The organism is uncultured Halorubrum sp. (assembly GCF_937146585.1).
Classification (GTDB): Archaea; Halobacteriota; Halobacteria; order Halobacteriales; family Haloferacaceae; genus Halorubrum; species Halorubrum miltondacostae.
Map to the genome: position 1 here is coordinate 1 of NZ_CAKZRO010000077.1, position 18,630 is coordinate 18,630.

12 protein-coding genes and 1 tRNA gene are annotated in these 18,630 nt (G+C 69.6%); 6 read left to right on the forward strand and 7 right to left on the reverse strand.

Translation table 11 applies throughout. The features are described 5' to 3' along the window. Window positions 1-5,647, reverse strand: a 5,647-nt coding sequence (locus Q0116_RS06970) for an LAGLIDADG family homing endonuclease (RefSeq protein WP_297886610.1), incomplete at its 3' end; no start/stop codon positions are given. Between the two features lie 98 nt (window positions 5,648-5,745). Further along, window positions 5,746-6,108: a TRAM domain-containing protein gene (locus Q0116_RS06975; protein ID WP_297886611.1), complete on the reverse strand. Its 363-nt coding sequence runs from the start codon at window positions 6,106-6,108 to the stop codon at window positions 5,746-5,748. Between the two features lie 200 nt (window positions 6,109-6,308). On the opposite strand from Q0116_RS06975, the gene Q0116_RS06980 reads away from it, so the two are divergent. Both Q0116_RS06980 and Q0116_RS06985 read left to right on the forward strand, forming a co-directional pair. Further along, on the forward strand, window positions 6,309-8,651 hold the full coding sequence (locus Q0116_RS06980; protein WP_297886612.1) for a DEAD/DEAH box helicase: 2,343 nt from the start codon (window positions 6,309-6,311) through the stop codon (window positions 8,649-8,651). A 180-nt stretch (window positions 8,652-8,831) separates the two neighbouring features. Then, complete coding sequence (locus Q0116_RS06985) at window positions 8,832-9,614, forward strand: topoisomerase DNA-binding C4 zinc finger domain-containing protein (protein ID WP_297886613.1); 783 nt, start codon at window positions 8,832-8,834, stop codon at window positions 9,612-9,614. Window positions 9,615-9,630: 16 nt separating this feature from the next. On the opposite strand, the gene Q0116_RS06990 is transcribed toward Q0116_RS06985, so the two are convergent. The 3 genes from Q0116_RS06990 to Q0116_RS07000 all read right to left on the reverse strand — a co-directional run bounded on the left by Q0116_RS06990 (window position 9,631) and on the right by Q0116_RS07000 (window position 13,988). Continuing rightward, on the reverse strand, window positions 9,631-10,617 hold the full coding sequence (locus Q0116_RS06990; protein WP_297886614.1) for a tyrosine--tRNA ligase: 987 nt from the start codon (window positions 10,615-10,617) through the stop codon (window positions 9,631-9,633). 73 nt (window positions 10,618-10,690) lie between these two features. Then, window positions 10,691-12,739 carry a DUF460 domain-containing protein gene (locus Q0116_RS06995; protein WP_297886615.1) on the reverse strand — a complete coding sequence of 683 codons (2,049 nt, stop codon included), beginning with the start codon at window positions 12,737-12,739 and terminating at the stop codon, window positions 10,691-10,693. A 64-nt stretch (window positions 12,740-12,803) separates the two neighbouring features. Further along, window positions 12,804-13,988 carry a M50 family metallopeptidase gene (locus Q0116_RS07000; RefSeq protein WP_297886616.1) on the reverse strand — a complete coding sequence of 395 codons (1,185 nt, stop codon included), beginning with the start codon at window positions 13,986-13,988 and terminating at the stop codon, window positions 12,804-12,806. Window positions 13,989-14,071: 83 nt separating this feature from the next. Between Q0116_RS07000 and Q0116_RS07005 the strand changes: the two genes are divergently transcribed. Next, entirely contained in the window at window positions 14,072-14,452 is a 381-nt protein-coding gene (locus Q0116_RS07005) for a cupin domain-containing protein (protein WP_297886617.1), read from the forward strand. Window positions 14,453-14,488: 36 nt separating this feature from the next. Here the strand turns inward: Q0116_RS07005 and Q0116_RS07010 are convergent, their stop codons facing one another. Together Q0116_RS07010 and Q0116_RS07015 are read right to left on the reverse strand one after the other, a co-directional pair. After that, the gene (locus Q0116_RS07010; protein ID WP_297886618.1) at window positions 14,489-15,292 is read right to left on the reverse strand and encodes a succinylglutamate desuccinylase/aspartoacylase family protein; all 804 of its coding nucleotides are present in this window, start codon (window positions 15,290-15,292) and stop codon (window positions 14,489-14,491) included. Between the two features lie 56 nt (window positions 15,293-15,348). Then, window positions 15,349-15,930, reverse strand: a complete 582-nt coding sequence (locus Q0116_RS07015) for a DUF309 domain-containing protein (protein ID WP_297886619.1) — start codon at window positions 15,928-15,930, stop codon at window positions 15,349-15,351. 111 nt (window positions 15,931-16,041) lie between these two features. Between Q0116_RS07015 and Q0116_RS07020 the strand changes: the two genes are divergently transcribed. From Q0116_RS07020 to Q0116_RS07030, 3 genes are all read left to right on the forward strand, one after another. Further along, a complete protein-coding gene (locus Q0116_RS07020; protein WP_297886620.1) occupies window positions 16,042-16,923 on the forward strand; it encodes an EamA family transporter in 882 nt (293 codons plus the stop codon). Between the two features lie 140 nt (window positions 16,924-17,063). Further along, window positions 17,064-18,116 carry a PAS domain-containing sensor histidine kinase gene (locus tag Q0116_RS07025; protein WP_297886621.1) on the forward strand — a complete coding sequence of 351 codons (1,053 nt, stop codon included), beginning with the start codon at window positions 17,064-17,066 and terminating at the stop codon, window positions 18,114-18,116. A 30-nt stretch (window positions 18,117-18,146) separates the two neighbouring features. Continuing rightward, window positions 18,147-18,230: transfer RNA gene (locus tag Q0116_RS07030), tRNA-Leu, on the forward strand. Window positions 18,231-18,630 lie beyond the last annotated feature (400 nt).

Sequence of the window (18,630 nt, forward strand, 5' to 3'; positions counted from 1 at the left end):
ACGTCGTCCGCAGGTGCCCCTGCTTGGGCTCGTACACTTCGCCCTTCGTGCGGAGCTTCTCGATCTCCCCCTCCGCCTTCGCGGGGTCCATCCCGATCTCGCCCGCGCGGTCGAGCACTTCTTCGACCGGCGCGCCCTCCTGGTACTCCTCTTCGATGTCGGCGATGAGCCCCTTGATGTTCTTGATGCGGTCGCGCTGGCTCTTCGACGTGCCCGTCTCGACCACGTCGGCGTCGAACTGCCCCGTCTCCGGGTCGACGCCGATGTCCTTGAGACAGGACTCCACGATGTCCGTCGCGCGGTCCGCGTCCTCGCGCTCGACGGTGTCCGAGAGCCGCACCCGCGCGCTGGCCTCGGAGAGCCGCACCATCGCCTCCAGCTTCCGGGCGGTGACCGGCACGGGCGCGTCCTCGTCGGCCCCCTTCGAGCGCAGGTCGACGTAGAACTCCTCGATCAGCTCCTTCGCCTCCTCGGTCATCGTCGGGAAGCAGGACCGCTTCGCGTGGGCGATGTACTTGCGAAGGAGCTCCGCGTCGATCTCCGGCGCGACCTCTTCGGTCACCTCCGCCACCTGCTCCGAGGTGAACTCCGAGCTCGCCAGCTCCTCGCGCTGGGTGTTGAGCTCGCCGGCGTAGTTCGTCTTGATGATGTGTTTCGCCAGCCGGGAGTCGTGTTCCGCGTCCGGGCTGTCCGTCACGGTGAAGATGAGGTCGAACCGCGAGATCAGCGCCGGCTCCAAGTCGATCTGTTCGCCGATCGGCTCGTACTGGTCGAACCGGCCGTACTTGGGGTTCGCGGCGCCGAGCAGGGAACACCGCGCCTTCAGCGTCGCGTTGATCCCCGCCTTCGAGACGGAGATCTTCTGCTGTTCGAGCCCCTCGTGCATCGCGGAGCGGTCAGAGGAGTTGTGGACGACGAGCCCGTTCGCGACGAAGTTGTGCGTCCCTTCGACCGTCAGATCGTACACCCGCGGCCGCTCCCCGTCGTCGATCCGTGTCAGTGTGGACCGCAGTTCCGCTTCGACGGCGTCGACCTCTTCGGCGACGGCCTCGCGCACGTCGTCGAGCCGGTCCGTTTCGACGGCGCCCGACAGCCAGCGCGACACGGTCGCCTGACTCACGTCGAGCCCTGCCGCCACGTCAGCCTGACTGATCCCGTACGCGTCCAGCGCCGCCGACAGCTCCGCTCGCGTCTCGCCGACCGGACCGCGGTCGAGCAGGTCGCGAGCGCGCTCTTCGGCCGTCTCAACCGGTCCCTCGATGACGTCTGCGAGACGCTGTCGGAGCACCTCGCCGCGGTGTTCGGTCGACTCCGGCGGCACCGTCTCGACCGACTCGACCTGTCGCCACTTCACGTCGCCGCGGACGAACTCGCGGAGGTCCCCGAGGTCGGTCTCCGCGACGTCGTTGAGGATCTCTCGCAGCCGTTCGCTCACCGTCTGACGGACCTCGTCGCGGTCGCCCCACTCTCGGGAGATCCGCTGTTGGGACAGCGCGGTTCCCTCGGCCAACTCGGACTGCGAGACGTGGTATCGCTGCCGCAGCTCTGAGAGCGTCTCCCACGTCGGTTCCCCGTCGAGTCGGCTCCGGTCCTCGGCGGCCGCCTCGATCCGCTCTTCGAACGCCGCGAGCACCTGATGGGCGCGGTGGAGCGAGACGTTCGCACTGCCGCTCTCGAAGTCGTGGTACGTGACCGCGTTAACCCCGCACTCGCTCTGGTGAAGCCGGAGCGAGTCGCGACACCGCGCGAGCACGTCGTCGACCTCCGGGACCACGTCGAGGATCGTGCGACCGCCGCCGGCCGCGTCGACGACGCAGTCGAGCGCCTCCGCCTTTCGCGTGGCCGTGAACCCGACGTACCGCCGGAACGCCGCGAGCGAGTCGGCGTCGGTCACCGCGAGGTAGTACACGTCGCGGCCCCCGTCCCGCTCGCGGTGCTGGAGCTGGCTCGACACGCCGAACCCTAAGAGGAGGTTCCGCGCGCCATCAAGCAGGTCCCGGCTCGCAGACGCGATCCTGACGTTGCCCGCCGACTCGTCGACGTGCCCCTCGCTGTCGGCGAGCGCACGGACGAACGCGGCCTTCGCCGCACGGCTTCCGGCCGAAACGGGGGTCGGGAAGCACTTCTCGTCGTACCGACCGAGGTTCATCCCCGCGTCGAGGACGGCGTCGGCGTGTCCCTTCCCGGTGACGCGGACCGTCTCGACGCCGTCGTCGCGCTGTTCGCTCGGCGGTCGCACCGGCTCCGCGTCGAACGCCGCCCGCGCCGCGCGCTCGAAGTCGTCCAGCAGTTCCTCGTCCGCGTTGGTGAACCGGACGCCGTAGACGCCTTCGTCGCGGTCATAGAAGACGTTCCCGTCGCCGGAGAGGTACCCGAGGACGCTCGCCATGGCGGCGTCGACGCCGTCGCCGTCAAGCCCCTCGTCGTCAACGGCCTTGCCCGGCTCGACCGCTGGCCCGTCTCCGCCCCTCGCCGCTATCGCTCCGCCGTCCGCCGCCTTCGTTGGAATCTCGCGAGGGACATACACCCAGTCGCCGTCGTCAAGCGCGGCCGCCTCGCGCTCGACGCGCTCCCCGTCGTCGAGGACGAAGAACGGATGATCGGCCGTCGCGGTCAGTGACTCCCCGGTCTCGGTCGTCACTCGGGTCAGCTCTGACGGCGCGTCGTACTCGTGGACCGCGGAGACGGACCGCTCGACGAGGTTGCCGTCCTCGTCCATCGACCACACGTCGAGGTCGACGTCGCGGACGCGGCGCCCGTTCGAGAGGTCCTCGACCTCGCCGCCCTCGGCGGCTTCCCGCGCCAGTTCGTCGATGCGTTCGACGCGGCCGTCGGCGAGCGAGACCAGCGTGTCGCCGGTGACGCAGTCCATCTTATCCAGCTCGTCGACCGCCGCGATCCCCTTATCTGCGAGGACGAGCGCCCCGGCCTCGAGCGACCACTGCTGGCCGTCGCCGAAGTCGTCGCGGACGGCCGCGGCCGTGAGGCCCGCCGCGCTTGACCCCTTTCCGGAGGTGTACACCGACCGGGGTGCGATGTTTTCTACGTACGAAATCATCTGTGAGTTGTGCGAGACGACGCCGTTTCCAAGATACGTATGCGTGTCTGCGACCTCCAGATCGTAGACCCACTCGTAATCCGGATCGACCGATTCGATCGACTCGATCCGGTCCCAGTGAACGTCGTTCGTACACAGACGATCGAGTTCGGAGATGTCTTGGCTGACGGATAATGCCTCGTCGAGACGATCCAAAATCACGTCCTTTGCATCCGCGGTCTGTCCACCGTCGGGAGCGACGTCGTTCCGCTCATAGTAGCTGATCGCGGTTTGAGAGACGTCCATACCCTCCGAGAGTACCTTCTGAGAGATGTTCAGTTCCTCTCGTAGCGTCTCGACCGCCTGCCAGTCACCGTCCAGCAGCTCTCCGCGCTTCTCCCGAAGCCAGTCTAAGCGGGTTTCGAACGTGTCGACAACCGCTCTCAGACTCGCTCTACTCGGATTTCTGTCGCCGCGTTCGTAGTGTTGATACGTCGGACGTGGCATTCCGATATCGAACTGTGACAACGCGAGCGCCTCGCGGATCTGCCGGAGATCGTCACTTAGTCCCGGAATCACATCCGTGTTTGTGTTCTCTGGAACATCGTCGAACGCTTTCGAGGCCGTCGCTTTGCGATCGGTAACGAATCCAATTTCGTCGACGTATTTGACGAAATCCCGTCCACTGATGCGCAGTCGGTGGCTGTCGTTGTGTCGTTTCCGAAGATGGCTCTGGATCCCGAACGCGAGGAGTAACGTCTGTACTCCGGTCAGCAGTTCTCTACTCATCGAGGAAACCGTGATTTCGCGTTCTTTGGGTGAGACTGTCCCCTCGCTGTCAACGTACGCCTGTAGGAATTCCTTCTTGTTCTCCGGACTCGCCCGTTTGAGACAATCGGGGACGAGTTGATTCTCAGAGTTTTTGAGAATTGCCGGTTCGAGTTCTCTGAGGAACCGGACGAACTCCAACGAGGAACAGCGGACGATTTCGGCAGTCTCATGATCGCATTTCTCTAGACGGGACCACCGAACGCCCAACTCGCGGAAGCAGTTCTCCACGTCCGTCAGTATCTCTTCGTCGACGTTCGTAATCTCGGTAGCGGCACTCGATCCCGAGAGATAGGTGTGGCCCTCTGCGATGATATAACCGAGGAGTCGAGCCAGAGTGGGATCGACTCGGGTGGGCGGCGTGAACGAATTCGCGTTGTAGGCTTCGACCTGCTGGAACGAAACGTCAAGCGAATCATCCCAGTCCGGGTTGATGTTTCCGGGGACAGCAATGAGATCACCCTCCCTCAGCTTGTCTGCCCGTTGGGGAGACAATCCTCTGTTCAACTGTTTGAACAGCGGGTGCGACGGTGTCACCTCTATGTCGCGCCCCGATGCCATCGAAATTCGGTACATCCTATCCGGCGCTTCTCGTTTCCAGACTTTTGTCGCGGTCCCAGTCTCGACGGCCCCCGATTCGGTTACTGTTTGAACGCCGATATCTACCGGTTCGTATACCCCGTCGTCGACCTCTATCGGGTCTTCGAGGTTTGACTCTACTATATCCCCGATTGCCCGTTCCGTTCCGTCAGCAAGTGTCACCTTAGTATCATATTTTTGACACTTACCCGTTCCGGGGTCGCCAATAAGGAGCATGTGGAGGTCGCCGCGAATTCGCGACCCGTCGGGGAGGTGCTTCGTCACGCCGGAGAACAGCTGGAGGATCATCGCGAGCTTCTCCTCCTCGTAGCCGTAGATGGCCGGCGCGATGGATCCGACCATCGCCTCGTAGATGTCGTCGCGCTCGGACAGCTCGATGATGTCGCGTTTGTCTGCCTCGGTGATGTCCATGTCCTCGAACTCCTCGTCCTCGATGGCGATGGAGACGCCGTCCATGTACAGGTCGAAGATGGCGGACTTCTCGTTCCCCTGTTCGACCTGCTCGATGTGGAGGATGCCGACGCAAGTGACGTGGTCGCCGGGGCTCACCTCGCCGGTGATGTCGTCGACGATGTCGACGTCGAGCGACTGGGGGGTCTCGCCGCCGCGGAGGCCCTCAGGGGACTCCTGAATGCGGAGCTTCTGGGAGTCGACGAACTCGGACTGGTCGAAGTTGACGCGGAAGGGGCCCTGCCGTTCACAGCCCTGACACTCGTGCGGCTCCTGAAAGCCGCCGTCCGACTGCGGGATGTAGGTCATCGTGCCGCAGCGCTGGCACTCGAACGCGGCCTCGGTCACCTTCGGGCGGACGTCCGTGGCCTTGCGGACGATCCCCTGGACCGAGACGAGCTTGCCGATGTGGTCGTCGTGGACGCGGATGCCGCGGATGTCGACGCTCTCGGGGAGGTCCTCGATGCGGACGTGCGCGCGGCCGAGGCTGACGTCGGCTGGGAGGTCGTAGAGCCGGAGCGCCTCCTCGGCGTACTCGCGCATCTGCTCGGGCTTGTTCAGGAAGTCCTCGGCGAGGTCGCGGTCGAACTGAAAGAGGTCGTCGTAGGAGACGTACAGCGAGCGCTGCTCGTTGGGGTACCGCTGCGCGAGCTGCCCGATCTCCTCCCGGTAGTAGTTGCGATAGAACTGGATGAACCGCTCCGTGAGGTCCTGGGTGCCGGCCTGAGCCATTGCGACACCTCTTCGTCACCATCACGTATGAACCTCCGGTTCGGGGCGGACGTGGTCGCGGCGGGCGCGGCGTCGGTCCGGTGACTACCCCGCCTCGACTACGCCCGGCCGACGAAGGTCGCGTCGGCGGAGGTGCGTCCCTCGTTGAACGAGAGGACCTTCGCGCGGATCACGTCGCCCGGTTCGAGGCCGCTCGGGACGTCCTCGGTGAAGACGACGAACCCCTCGACCTTGCCGACGGCGACCTCGTCGCCGGAGTGGTGGTCGGTGAGCTCGGTGACGCCGAACTCGTAGGTCTCGCCGATCTCGACCGGCGGCTCGCGCTCTTGGGCCGCGTCGTGCGCGCGCTTCGACTCGCGCGCCTCGGCGGACGGGCCGCGAAGTCGGCGAGCGAGCACGAACAGCGCGAGCAGCGCGACCGCGACGCCCACCCCGATGACGAGCGGCGACGAGGAGATCATGTCCGTGCGGTCGACCGCAGTCGCCTAAACGGTGTGGGTCGGCGGCGGTCGACGCCGCCCTCGACACGCCCTCGCCCCCGCCACCGCCGTCCCGACGCGTCGCGCCCGCATGAGAAACGCCTTTGCCCTCGAAGCCCCCCTCTCGATCCGATGCGACACAGCCGCGGTTCCCGACGACTCGCGCACGGGTGTGGTGTGCCGTGAAGGTCGCGGACGCGGTGCCGGAGTTCGCGGAGGCCTTCGGGTTCGACGAGTTCAATCGGATGCAACGGGAGGCGCTGCCGGGCATCTTGGAGACCGACCACAACGTGGTCGCGTCCGCGCCGACCGCCTCCGGGAAGACCGCGCTCGCCGAGCTCGCCATCTGTCGGACGCTCGCCGCGGGCGGGACCGCCCTCTTCGTCGCGCCGCTGCGCGCGCTCACGAACGAGAAGGAGAGCGAGTGGGAGCGGTTCGAGGAGCTCGGCTACTCCGTCTACGTCGTCTCGGGCGAGCGCGACCTGAACCCGCGCCGCGCCGAGCGCGCGGACGTGCTGGTGACGACGCCGGAGAAGGCCGACAGCGCGACCCGGAAGCACGACTCGGCGCGCTACTCCTTCATCACCGACGTGGACTGCGTCGTGATCGACGAGGTCCACCTGCTCGACTCCGAGAAGCGCGGCGCGGTGCTCGAGGTCACCGTCTCGCGGCTCCGCCGGCTTCAGGACCCCCGGGTCGTCGCGCTGTCGGCGACGATGCCGAACATCGGCGACGTGGCGGAGTGGCTCGACGCACCCGCGGAGACGACGTACGCGTTCGGCGACGAGTACCGCCCCGTCGACCTCGAGACCGGCGTGAAGACGTACTCGCACGGTTCGAACGCGTTCGCCGACAAGTACCGCCGGCTCTACCGCGCCCTCGACTTAGCCGAGCCCCACGTCCGCGAGGACGGGCAGGCGCTCGTCTTCGTCTCCTCGCGGCAGGACACCGTCCAGGCGGCGAAGAAGGCCCGCGACGAGATCACCGAACGCGACATCCCGATCGACTCCCGCGGCGACTACGACTTCCACAACGAGGCGAAGGAACTCACCAACGACACGCTCCGCCAGTCGGTCACGGACGGCGTCGGCTTCCACCACGCCGGCCTCGGGAAGGACGACCGCGACCGCGTCGAGGAGTGGTTCAAGCAGGGGAAGATCAAGTTCCTCTTCTCGACGTCGACGCTCGCGTGGGGGGTGAACCTCCCCGCCCGCTGCGTCGTCATCCGCGACACGAAGTACCACGACCCGCTGGAGGGGGAGACCGACATCTCGCCGCTGGACGTGCTCCAGATGCTCGGGCGCGCGGGCCGTCCCGAGTACGACGACGTGGGGTACGGCTGGGTCGTCTGCGACCGCGCCGACGCCGACAAGTACCGAAAGCTGCTGCGCGAGGGGAAGGCGATCGAGTCGCGGCTCGCCGCCGACCTCGAGTCCCACCTCAACGCGGAGATCGCGATGGGGACGATCCGCGGGCTCGACGACGTGATGGCGTGGTTGGAGACCACCTTCTACTACGTCCGCGCGCAGTCGAAGCCCGAGCAGTACGACTTCTCGACGCTCCGCGACCGCGTCCGCGACACCCTCGAGTCGCTCGTCGACGACGGGTTCGTCGCGGCCGACGACGACCTCGCGATCGAGCCGACCGCGCTGGGCCGGCTGGCCTCGAAGTACTACCTCCGGCTCGACACCGCGCGGCGGTTCCGGCGGCTCGCCGACCGCGAGACCCTGACCGCCGACGCCGTGTTAGAGACCGTCGCGTCGGCCGGCGAGTTCGACTCCGTCTCGGCGCGCTCGGCCGAGTCGGACGCGATCGACCGCATCCTCGACGGCCGCGACACCGACCTGGAGGACGGCCACCGCAAGGTGTTCGCCATCCTGCTCGCCGGGATGGCCGACTCGATCCCCTCGGATCTCCGGTCGGACGCGTGGGTGATCCGGCAGAACGCGCTCCGACTCCTCGCCGCGCTCGCGGAGTTCCTCGACCGGTTCGCCGGCCCCCGCGCCGCCAACCTCGCCCGTCGCGTGGAGGCGCGCGTCGAACACGGCGTCTCCCGCGAGGCGGTCGCGCTCACGGCGATCGAGGGGGTCGGCTCCGGCCGCGCGGAGCGCCTCGCGGACGCCGGCCTCACCTCCCCCGTCGACGTCGTCGACGCCGGTCCGGCGGAACTGGCGAACGCCGGGATGAGCGACTCCGTGGCGGAGCGGATCGTCGACGCCGCCCGCGACTGCCCGCGGATCGACGTCGACTGGGGCGCGTTCCCGGACAGCATCGCGGTCGGGGAGAACGAGCTGTGCGAGGTCGCCGCGACCGCCGTCTCCGGGAGCGCCCGCGCGGGGATCCGCGTCACCGTCAACGACGTGGAGATGACCGCGACGACGACGTACCTCGACGGGGAGACGACGCTCCCGGTCGGCGTGTTCGGCACGCCGGACGCCGACGAACTGGCGTTCACCGTCGAGGTCGTCTTCCCCGACCTCCCGCTGTTGCCCGTCACGGCGACGCGGACCGTTCGGGTGGCGTAGGCGCGTCGGCGTCCGAATCCGATCTTGCGATCCGTCGGTATCCGCTTGTCAACGAGCGGCCGGGACGTTCGAGTCGTCGAACAGGTGCGGCGCGTCACCCGTTCTCACCGCCACCCGCCCGGTATCTCTCTTAAACTCCCGCAACGACCGCTTAACACCCATTCCGCGGCCACCCGCCCCATGCCGCAACGACTCCGCGTGCTCGCAGGCGACTGCCAGGTGACCGACCGCGGCGACCGGACCCGCGCGTACCGCGGGCGGGTCGTCGTCCTGATCAAACCCGACGACACGACGCTCGTCCACGACGCCGACGGCTACCAGCCCGTCGCGTGGCTCACGCGCCCCGAGAGCGTCGTCGTCGAGGGCGACGGCGACGGGTTCACCGTCACCGCTCGCGACGGATCGCGGCGGCTCCGCGTCGTCGCCGAGGAGGCGACAGCCAGCCGAGCGCTCCCCGTCACGGAGGCGGGCGTTCCGGTCGGGACCTGCCCCGACGACGGCGGCCCGCTCGTGCGGTCGCGCGGCGACGTGGTCTGTCTCGACTGCGAGACGCGCCGCGGGCTCCCGGCCGGCGCGAGCGTCACCGACGCGACCTGCGACGACTGCGGGCTGCCGAAGATCCGCGTCGAGCGCGGCGAGCCGTTCCACCTCTGTCTCGACCCGGCGTGCGACCCGATGGAAGACGCCGTCAGCGACCGGTTCGACGGCGTCTGGGCGTGTCCCGACTGCGGGGGCGACCTCCGCGTCCGCTCCGCGCCCGGCCGCGTCTACCTCGGCTGCGAGAACTACCCGGACTGCGAGACCACCTTCTCGTTCCCCGCGGGCGTCGTCGTCGACGAGTGCGACTGCGGGCTCCCCGTCTTCGAGACGGCGGCCGGACTGGGCTGTCTGGACGGGACCTGCGAGGTCGGGGAGCACGCGACGGAAGAAAAGGCGAAGACCGCGAGAGAAAGCGACGGCTGACCGCGGGCCGCGCGGCCTACTCCGCGAGCTGCTGGCGGCCCGGCGCGATGAGGCGGTCGAGGTACTCCGCGAGCGCTCCCTTCGCGTCCGCGGGGTGGAGCTCGCCGGACTCCAGGTCGCCCTCGAGGTCGTCGTAGGCGTCGTACGCGAGGTCGCCGCCGTACTCCTCGGGGCGCTCGACGGTGACCGAGTCGAACCGGGGGAAGACGTGGTACTCGAACACCTGGAGGACGGGGTTCTCGCGTTCCGCGCCGTCGTCGGTCGGCTCCGGGTCCGCCGTCGGCGGGCAGTAGGCGTCGTTCACCTTCGACTCGATGTCCTCGCGGGAGTCCTCCATCGAGATGGTGACCCCCTCGCTGGAGGACATCTTCCCGCGGCCGGTGCCGAGGTCGGCGATCAGCGGCGTGTGGAGGCTCGTCGGCGGCTCGCGGTCGATGCTCGGGAGCACGTCGCGCGCGAGCATGTGGACCTTCCGCTGCTCCATCCCGCCGACGGCGAGGTCGACGCCGAGGTACGGGATGTCGAGCGCCTGCATCAGCGGGTAGACGGCCTGCGACACCTTCACCGAGTCGCCCGAGCTGATCTCGGCCATCGCCCGCTCGGCGCGCGCCAGCGTCGTCTCGAGCTCCAAGGCGTGGAGGTCGAGCGTGTAGTCGTCGTCGAGCTGGAAGTCCGAGCCGAGCACGAACTGCGTGTTCGACTCGTCGAGCCCGTAGGCGATGAACTGGTCGCGCATCCGCTCTGCGGTGTGGCGGATCTCCTCGAACGACCCCTTGTCGTTGAGGTAGGCGTGTACGTCCGCGAGGAGGACGGTGACCTCGAAGCCCGCCTCCTGGAGGTCGATGAGCTTGTTCGCGGTGAGCATGTGACCGATGTGGAGCACGCCCGAGGGCTCGTAGCCGACGTACGCCCGCTTCCCTTCGGGGTCGTCGGCCAGCGCCTCGATCTCCGACTCGGTGACCACCTCGGCCGCGTTCCGGGTGATCAGCTCGTGAGCGTCCATACCTCCGAGTGTGCGTTCCCGGACATATGACTTCTGGATGTGTGGCGTGGGGTCACGCGGCCCCTTCGGCGCCTCACTCCTCCGTCTCGGGCAGCGTCCGCCCCGCCCGGTGCTCGGAGATGATCCGGTCGATCCGCTCGGCCTTCTCGTCGCGCCGGCGCTCTTCGGCGCGCTCCTCCCACTCCTCGACGGCGGCGGTGAGGTCCTCCTCGCTCGCGACCGCCAGCTCGTCCACCTCGCGGACCGGTACGGCGTCGCCGGGCACCACCGGGATCGCGCGCTCGAACAGCACCTCGTCGGCGACGTCCGAGAGGTTCCCCTCGCCGCGGATCACGGCCCGCGGCTCCGCCTCCGCGAGCCGCTCCGCGGTCCGGCGGCCCGCCCCGGACGCGTCCCGGAGGTAGACCACGTCGCCGGCGACGAGCCCGTAGGCGTCGTCCGCGGCGTCGAGCGCGTCGAGCGTGAACTGCTCGACGACCTTCACGCTCACCAGCCCCCGGCCCTCGGCCACGTCGCCGAAGTTCGAGTGGTCGAGCCGCCACAGCTCCTTCAGCGTCTCCACCTTGCGTTCGAGGTCGGCGACGCGCTCTTGGGCCTCGTCGCGCTCGCGCTCTAGGCGGTCCGTCTCGCGTTCGAGCCGAGAGACCGCCCGCCGCGTGCGCGCCTCGATGCGCTCCTCGCGTTTCGACTCCTCCAGTTCCCCTTCCAGCTCCGCGATCCGATCGTCGCGCTCGTCGAGGTCGTCCTCGAGCGACTCGGCGTGCGACTCCAGTCGGTCGACGCGCTCGCGGAGCCGCCGGATCGTCTCCTCCTCCTCGGTGCGGTCGGGCTCGGTGGGGTCCGCCTCCTCGCCGTCGTCGTCGTCGCCGTCGCCGCCGTCGTCCTCGCTCAGGTCCTCGATGACGGCCTCGACCGACGAGCCGCCCGCGACGACGCCGGCGATCACCGCTCCGCGGTCGAGCCGCGGGGGCGTCTTCGCCGCGATCCGCTCGAACTGGTCCTCGTGGTCGTCGTAAGCGTACAGCGCGGCCGCGAGCGCGTCGCGCTCGTGGTCGTTCGCGTAGCTCGCCTCGCGGGTGCGGTGGAGCTTCTCGTCGACCGGGAGGTCGGTCGTGGGCCGCCAGCCGGCGGCGTCGAACGAGCGCCGGAACTTCTCGACCGTCTCCGGCATCGGCTCGACGTCGGCGGCGACGATGATCGGCCGCCCCTGCTCGACGATCCACTCCGTCACCTCGGCGGTGTCGCCGGTCCGCGAGGAGTACAGCGCGTGGACCGTGCCGTCGAGGCCGACGACCGCGGCCGCGGTGGTCGTCCCGGGGTCGATCCCGACGATGACGCGGTCGCGCCGCTTCACCAGCGGCTCGTACTCGATCCCGTCGCGGCGCTCCCGCTCGACCTCGACGCGCACGTCGCCGGCCCGCGAGTTCGACACCGGGATGTCCTCGGGGCGGGCCTCGACGGCGAACGTCGCGTTCGCGTAGCCGCCGTACTTCTCGGTCACGTCGCGCTCGAAGTCGAGGTTCGCCTCGTTCAGCTTCGACTGGACCTGCCTGGTCCGCTTGCGGACGTTGCCGTGGATCCGTCGCGTGTACCGGTCCTGGCTCCACCCGCCCTTCCCGGTCGAGCGCCCGCGGGACACCTTCACGGTCGTCTCGTCGGTGAAGGCGGTCACCTCGTGGCCGACGTTCGCGGCGGCGAGCCGCGCCGACGCCTCCGCCTCCTTCATCGGCTTCTTGCCGTAGGGGATGCCGTGCCGGGAGGCGACCCGCGAGAGCGGCTCCGGGCGCTCCGCGCCGGTCACCTGGACGAGCCGGGTGCCGTCGGGCAGCGACCGGAGGAAGTTGACGAGCGCTCCCTTGTCCGCCGCCAGCTCGTAGGCGTTGTCGGTGGCGACGTAGAGGGGCTCGCGGTCGTCGATCAGCCGGCAGAGCTTCCGGAAGGAGACCACGTCGCGGGTGACCCGAGCCATCGGGCCGTCGGCGTCCGGCGCGTCCGGGTCGTCCTCGTCGACGGGGTCCAGAATGACGAGCGCGTAGGAGGGGCTGTCGCCGCGGACGTCCCCGCTGTGGACGTCGACGCCGAACACCGGCCGGTCGCGGGCGCGGATGGTCCGGGTTGTCACGTACCGTGGTAGGTCGTTGCCGCGTATATACCCCACGCCGCGGGGCCGCCGAGCGGGCGAGCGGTCAGAGGATCCGGGGCTCGTCGCCGGCCTGCTGTCGCCGGCCGCTGATGACCCCCGGCGTCCCGCCCGTCTGGATGATGTTGAACGCGGTCATCAGGTCCGACCGGGAGATGAGGCCGACGAGTTCGCCGTCCCCGCCGACCACGGGGAGCCGCCCGACGCCGTGCTCCTGCATGGTCTGGAGCGCTGCCAGGGCGTCGGCGGTCGGGTCGACGGCGACGAGGTCGGTCGCCATCACGTCGTCGACGCGGTAGGCGTCGCGCTCCACCTCGCGGACCGACCGGGCGTCCTCGAGGGTGACCATCCCGACGAGCTCGTCGCCGTCGAGGACGGGGTACCCCGTGTGGCGCTCCTCGAACATCCGGCTCATCAGGTCGGCGACGGAGGTGTCCTCCGTCACCGTGTGGAGCTGCTCGCGGGGCGTCATCACGTCGGTGACGGTGACGCCCTCGAAGGTGGCCTTCAGGGTCGTCTGCTGGGCCTCGCCCGAGGCGGCGATGTAGACGAAGAAGGCGAGCACGATGAGCAGCAGCTGGAAGCTGAACAAGCCGATGATGCCCATCAGGAACGCGAACACTTTCCCCACGGAGGCGGCCCGCTGGGTCGCCTGCGCGTGCGGCTGGTTCCGCGCGAGGAGCGCCCGCAGGACCCGCCCGCCGTCCATCGGGAACGCGGGCAGCATGTTGAAGACGGCGAGGACGACGTTCAACAGCGCGAGGTAGCCGAAGACGAAGAGGACGGCGTTCGAGCCGCCCGCGGCGACGAGGACGACCCCGTAGCAGGCGACCCCGACCGCGACGCTGACGAGCGGGCCGGCGATCGCGATCCAGAACTCGTGTTTCCAGTCCTCGGGGAACTCTTTGAAGCTGGCGAGCCCGCCGAGCAGCCACAGCGTGATCGACTCGATCTCGTAGCCGTACCGCATGGCGACGAGCGAGTGACCGAACTCGTGGAGCAGCACCCCGACGAACAGCCCGACCGCGGCCGACAGCCCGAGCAGCCACGGCGTGCTGCCGGCGGCGACCGCGCCCGCGTCGATCCCGAGGCCGGCGACCTCGTTCATGACCTCCGCGATCATCCCGACCTGCGACCCGATGAGGTACGCGAAGAGCGGTAAGACGATCAGGAACGTCCAGTTGAGCCTGATCGGAATGCCGAACGCGGTCCCGACCTTGATTCCACGCATGCCATTGAGTTCGGCCGGTGCCGGGTTAAGTAACGGGGTCGGGTCGGTGATCGATTAAGTGCGCGGCCCGCGTCGGGGCGCACATGAGCGACACAGGCGATCCGGAGTCGGTCGTGAAGCGCGGCGACGAGGTCACCTACGAGCCCGTGGAGGCCGCCGAGGGGCTCTCGAAGGGCGTCCTCATCGACGAGTCGGACGGCGCGCCGCACTTCGCGATGCGCCGGTTCGAACTCGCGCCGGACGCCGCGGTCCCCCGCCACACCAACGCGGTCGAACACGAGCAGTACGTCCTCGCCGGCGAGTACGTCGTCGGGATCGGCGATGAGGAACACACCGTGTCGGCCGGCGACGCGCTCCTGATCCCCGCGGGCGCCGAACACTGGTACCGCAACGAGCGCGACGAGCCCGGCGCGTTCATCTGCGCGGTGCCGAACGGCGACGACACGATCGAACTCGTCGAGTAGGACACGGGTCCGGTCGCGTCGGCCGCGACGGGCCGACTACTCCAGCGTGCCGACGCGGTCGGCGACGTAGCCGAACTGGTCGCGGTAGCCGTTCGACGACAGCAACACGGGGTAGAAGGGCTCGTCGGCGAGGAGGGGTTCGCCGTCGGCGGCCGCGAACCGCTCGCCGGCCTCGACGCGCTCGAAGTTGCGCGCGAACACCTCGTACGCCTCCGCGTCGGGCTTGGGGATCCGCTCGCGGAGCCGGAACACCGAGACGTCCTCGCGGCCGCCGGCGTCGAGCACGTCGTCGGCGCCGGGCGCGGAGATGGCCCCGGTCGCGGCGAGGAACGCGCGGGCGAGCCAGTAGGCGTTGTCGGCGGCCGCCTCGGAGCCCTGGAGCCCGGCCTCCACTTCGAGCGTGTGCGGGTGTTCGATGAGCCGCCCCTCGGTGAACGCGTCCGTCTGGATCACGGCGTCGACGGGGAGGTGCGGCGCGACCGCGCGAGTCACCTCGTCCATCGAGTCGATGACGGCGAACGGCTCCGCGTACGACTGCGTCGAGTGGATCGCGAACGTCGTACACCCCTCCAGCGCGTCGACCAGGTCGGCCGCGAGCCGCACCTCGTGGGCCTCCGCGTCGGGGTTGCCGGGGAACGCGCGGTTGAGGTCGGCGTCGAGGTAGCGCTCCCCGGCGTCGAGCGCCGCCTCGTTGGCGACGATCAGCCGCACCGGCCGCTCGGGGTCGAGGTCCGCGTCGAGCAGGCGCTCGACGGCGCGGGCGCCGCAGGGCTCGTCGCCGTGGATCGCGCCGACGACGGCGACCTCGGGCTCCCCGTCGCCCAGATCGTGGATCTCCATACCACACTCTGGCGGGCGGCGGATAAGTGGCGTTCGGATCCGCGGCGCCGCCCGGCTCAGTGCTCCTCGTCGACGCGCTCCGCGTACTCGTAGTCGGCGGGGTACGCCGGGGGGCACGCGCCGTCGAGGGTGATCTGCCACCCGTCGACCGCGGCCGGGTCGCCGAGCGCGGCCCGGAGCGTCTCCCGGACGTCGCCGACGTCGACCCCGTAGAAGTCGCTCGGGATCCCGTCGAGGTACTGGAGCGCCGTCTCGAACAGCGACCGCATCCCCGCGTCGTTCTCGAAGTCGACGCGCTTGTACGCGCCGGCGGCGACCTGGACCATCCCGTGGAGGAAGGCGCTCTCGGCCGTCCCGCGCCCGTAGTTGTACCACTCGTCCTCGAAGCAGTCGTGGCTCTCGTGGTACGCGCCGTCGTTGAACAGCCGCACGCCGTGTTCGGTCGCGCGCCGGAGCGTCGCGTGCTCCCAGTAGCCGCCGACCAGCCGCGCGTCGGTCGGACCGCCGGACGACCCCTCCTCGTCGTCCGGCGACGACTCCGCCGCTCCCGACGCCGCGTCCGGGTCCTCGCCCGCGTGCCACCCGGTCGGGTTCCCGAGGGGCGGGGCGACGCCCGGATCGCGGGTGTGGTCGTCCATGTGCCCGCCGTTCACGCGGCAGCGACCTAACCGTTTCGCGGCGCCGGCGGCGGCGCCGGCCCGCAGACGGATCGAACCCTTCTTTCCCCCGCTCGCGCTCCGGTCTACCGAATGGACGCCGGACTCCTCTTCGCGCTCGCCGCCGCCGTGGTCTGGGGCGCGTACCTCTTCGTCCTCAAGCGCGCCTTCGCCGCGTACCCGCCCGCCGCGCTGACGGTGGCGATCAACGCCGCGGCGCTCGGGTGGTTCCTCGCTGCGACCGGCCTCACGGTCGGCTTCGGCGACGCGGCGGCCGGGCTGGCCGGGCTCGTCGTCCCGCGGCGGTTCGCCGTCGTCGCCGTCACGAGCCTCGCGACGGCCGCGGCGTTCGTCCTCTTCCTGCGCGCCATCGCAGACGGCGCGGTGTCGTACGTCGCGCCGATCAACAAGATCGTCCCGATGTTCGTCCTCCCGCTGGAGGTCGGACTGCTCGGACAGGTGCTCTCGCCGATCCAGGTCGCCGGCGTGGTCGTCACCACCCTCGCGGTGTACGTCGCGAACTACGAGCCGGGCAGCTTCTTCGCGCCGTTCGCGCGGGCCGCCCGATCGCGACCCGCGCAGTTGGCGCTCGCGAGCGCGGCCTGCTACGCGGTCGCCGACGTGAGCAAGCGGGTCGCGCTCCAAGAGCTCGCGATCCCCGGCACGCTCTGGGTGCCGCTGCTGCTCGCCGGCGTCGCGGTCGTGCTGCTCCCCGCGGCGGTCCGGAACCCGATCGAGGCGGGCCGGGACGACCTCCCGAAGTTCCTCGCCGCCGGCGCGCTCGTCGCGCTGGGCGAGCACCTGACGACGGTCGCGTTCGCGGCGCTGCCCGCGAGCGTCGCCTCGCCGGTGATCAACACGCAGGCCATCGTCGCGGTCGTCCTCGGGGGCGTGCTGCTCGGCGAACGCCACTTCCGGCTGCGGCTCGTCGCGGCCGTCCTCGCGGTGGTCGGCGTCGCGATGATCGCAGGCTGAGGCGGCGCGCGGGACGGATACCGCGTGGGAGGAGACGGTGCGCGAGACGAAGCGGGACGCGGGACGAGCGGCCGCCCGCCCCGACCGTCACGCCCGCCGCTACCCGAGAGGCACTTGGCCGTTCGGCCCGTACCGATCGCATGAACCCTTCGCCGGAGTCGAGCCCGATCGACCACGCCGAGTCGATCGTGAACGCGCTCGGCGACGGCGCGTACGTCCTCGACGCCGACCGGAACCGCGTGTTCGTCAACGACCGGCTCCGCGAGGCGACCGGGTTCGACGAGGCGGTCCTCCACGACGAGCACCCGGAACGGCTCGTCGAGGAGGGGTACTGGTCCGAGGAGACCGGCGAGCGCTACCGGGCGGCCGTCGAGCGAGTCCTCGCGGGCGAGGCGGACGACGAGCGCGCCCAGCTCACGACGACGCTCGCAGACGGGCGCGAAATGACCACCGAGACGCGGCTGACCCCCATCGAACGGGACGGCTCGGTCGTCGGCGCGGTCGGGGTTATCCGCGACGTCACGGACCGAGTCGAGCGCGAGCGCGAACTGGAGCGGCTCAACGAGCGGCTCGAACGGCTCGCCGGCTTCCTCTCGCACGACCTCCGGAACCCCCTGTCCGTCGCCCGCGGCTACGTCGACCTCGCTCGCGAGACCGGCGAGACGGAGCGGCTGGCGGCCGCCGAGAGCGCGTTCGGTCGGATCGAGGCGATGATCGACGAGGCCCTGGTGATGGCCCGCGACCCCGACGAGATCGAGACCGCGGACGAGGCGGTCGACCTCGCGGACCTCGCGGCCGACTGCCTGGAGTCGGGCGACTTCGGCGACCCGCCGGCCGATTCCGACCTCGTCGTCGAGGACCCCGGACCGGTGGCCGGCGACGCGACGCTGCTCCGGCGCGCCATCGGCAACCTCATCGGCAACGCCTTCGACCACGGCGGCGACGCCCCCGCGGTCCGGGTCGGCGTCGACGAGCGGGGCGTGTACGTGGCCGACGACGGGCCGGGGCTTCCGGAGGACGAGCGCGACCGCGCGGAACTGACCGACTTCGGCGTCTCGCCGGACGGCGGCACGGGCATCGGACTCGCCATCGTGGAGCGCGTCGCGGCCGCGCACGGCTGGACGCTGGAGATCGGCGAGTCGGCCGAAGGCGGGTTCCGGGCGACGCTGGTCGGCGCAGAACCGACGAGGTAAAGGGGAGCCCGAGCCAACGCCAGTCCGCGTGCGAGGGTAGCCAAGCCCGGAAACGGCGGCGGATTCAAGCTCCGCTCCTGTAGAGGTCCGTGGGTTCAAATCCCTCCCCTCGCATGAGCGCGTCCACAGCGCGTACATGCGGAAGACGCTCTCGGAGCGCTCTTCCCTCGCAAAACTTCACTCAGACCGCTTTGAGCCGTCAGTATCGCCAACCCCGGAAACGGCGGCGGGTTTCAAGCTCCGCTCCTGTAGAGGTCTCGTGAGCGAGCGACGCGAGCGAACGAGAGCACGCGAGTCGCAGCCGGCGAGCGAAGCGAGCCGGACCGTCTCGCGGCGGTCCGTGGGTTCAAATCCCTCCCCTCGCATCGCCGGGGTCCACCCCCCGTGATGCGGAAGACGCTCTCGGAGCGCTCTTCTCTCGCAAAACTTCACTCAGACCGCTCCTTCGACCAGCCGCACCCGCGTCGCGTCCGTCGACTCCGCTCCGGCTCGGTCCGAGCGACTGGATTTTTAT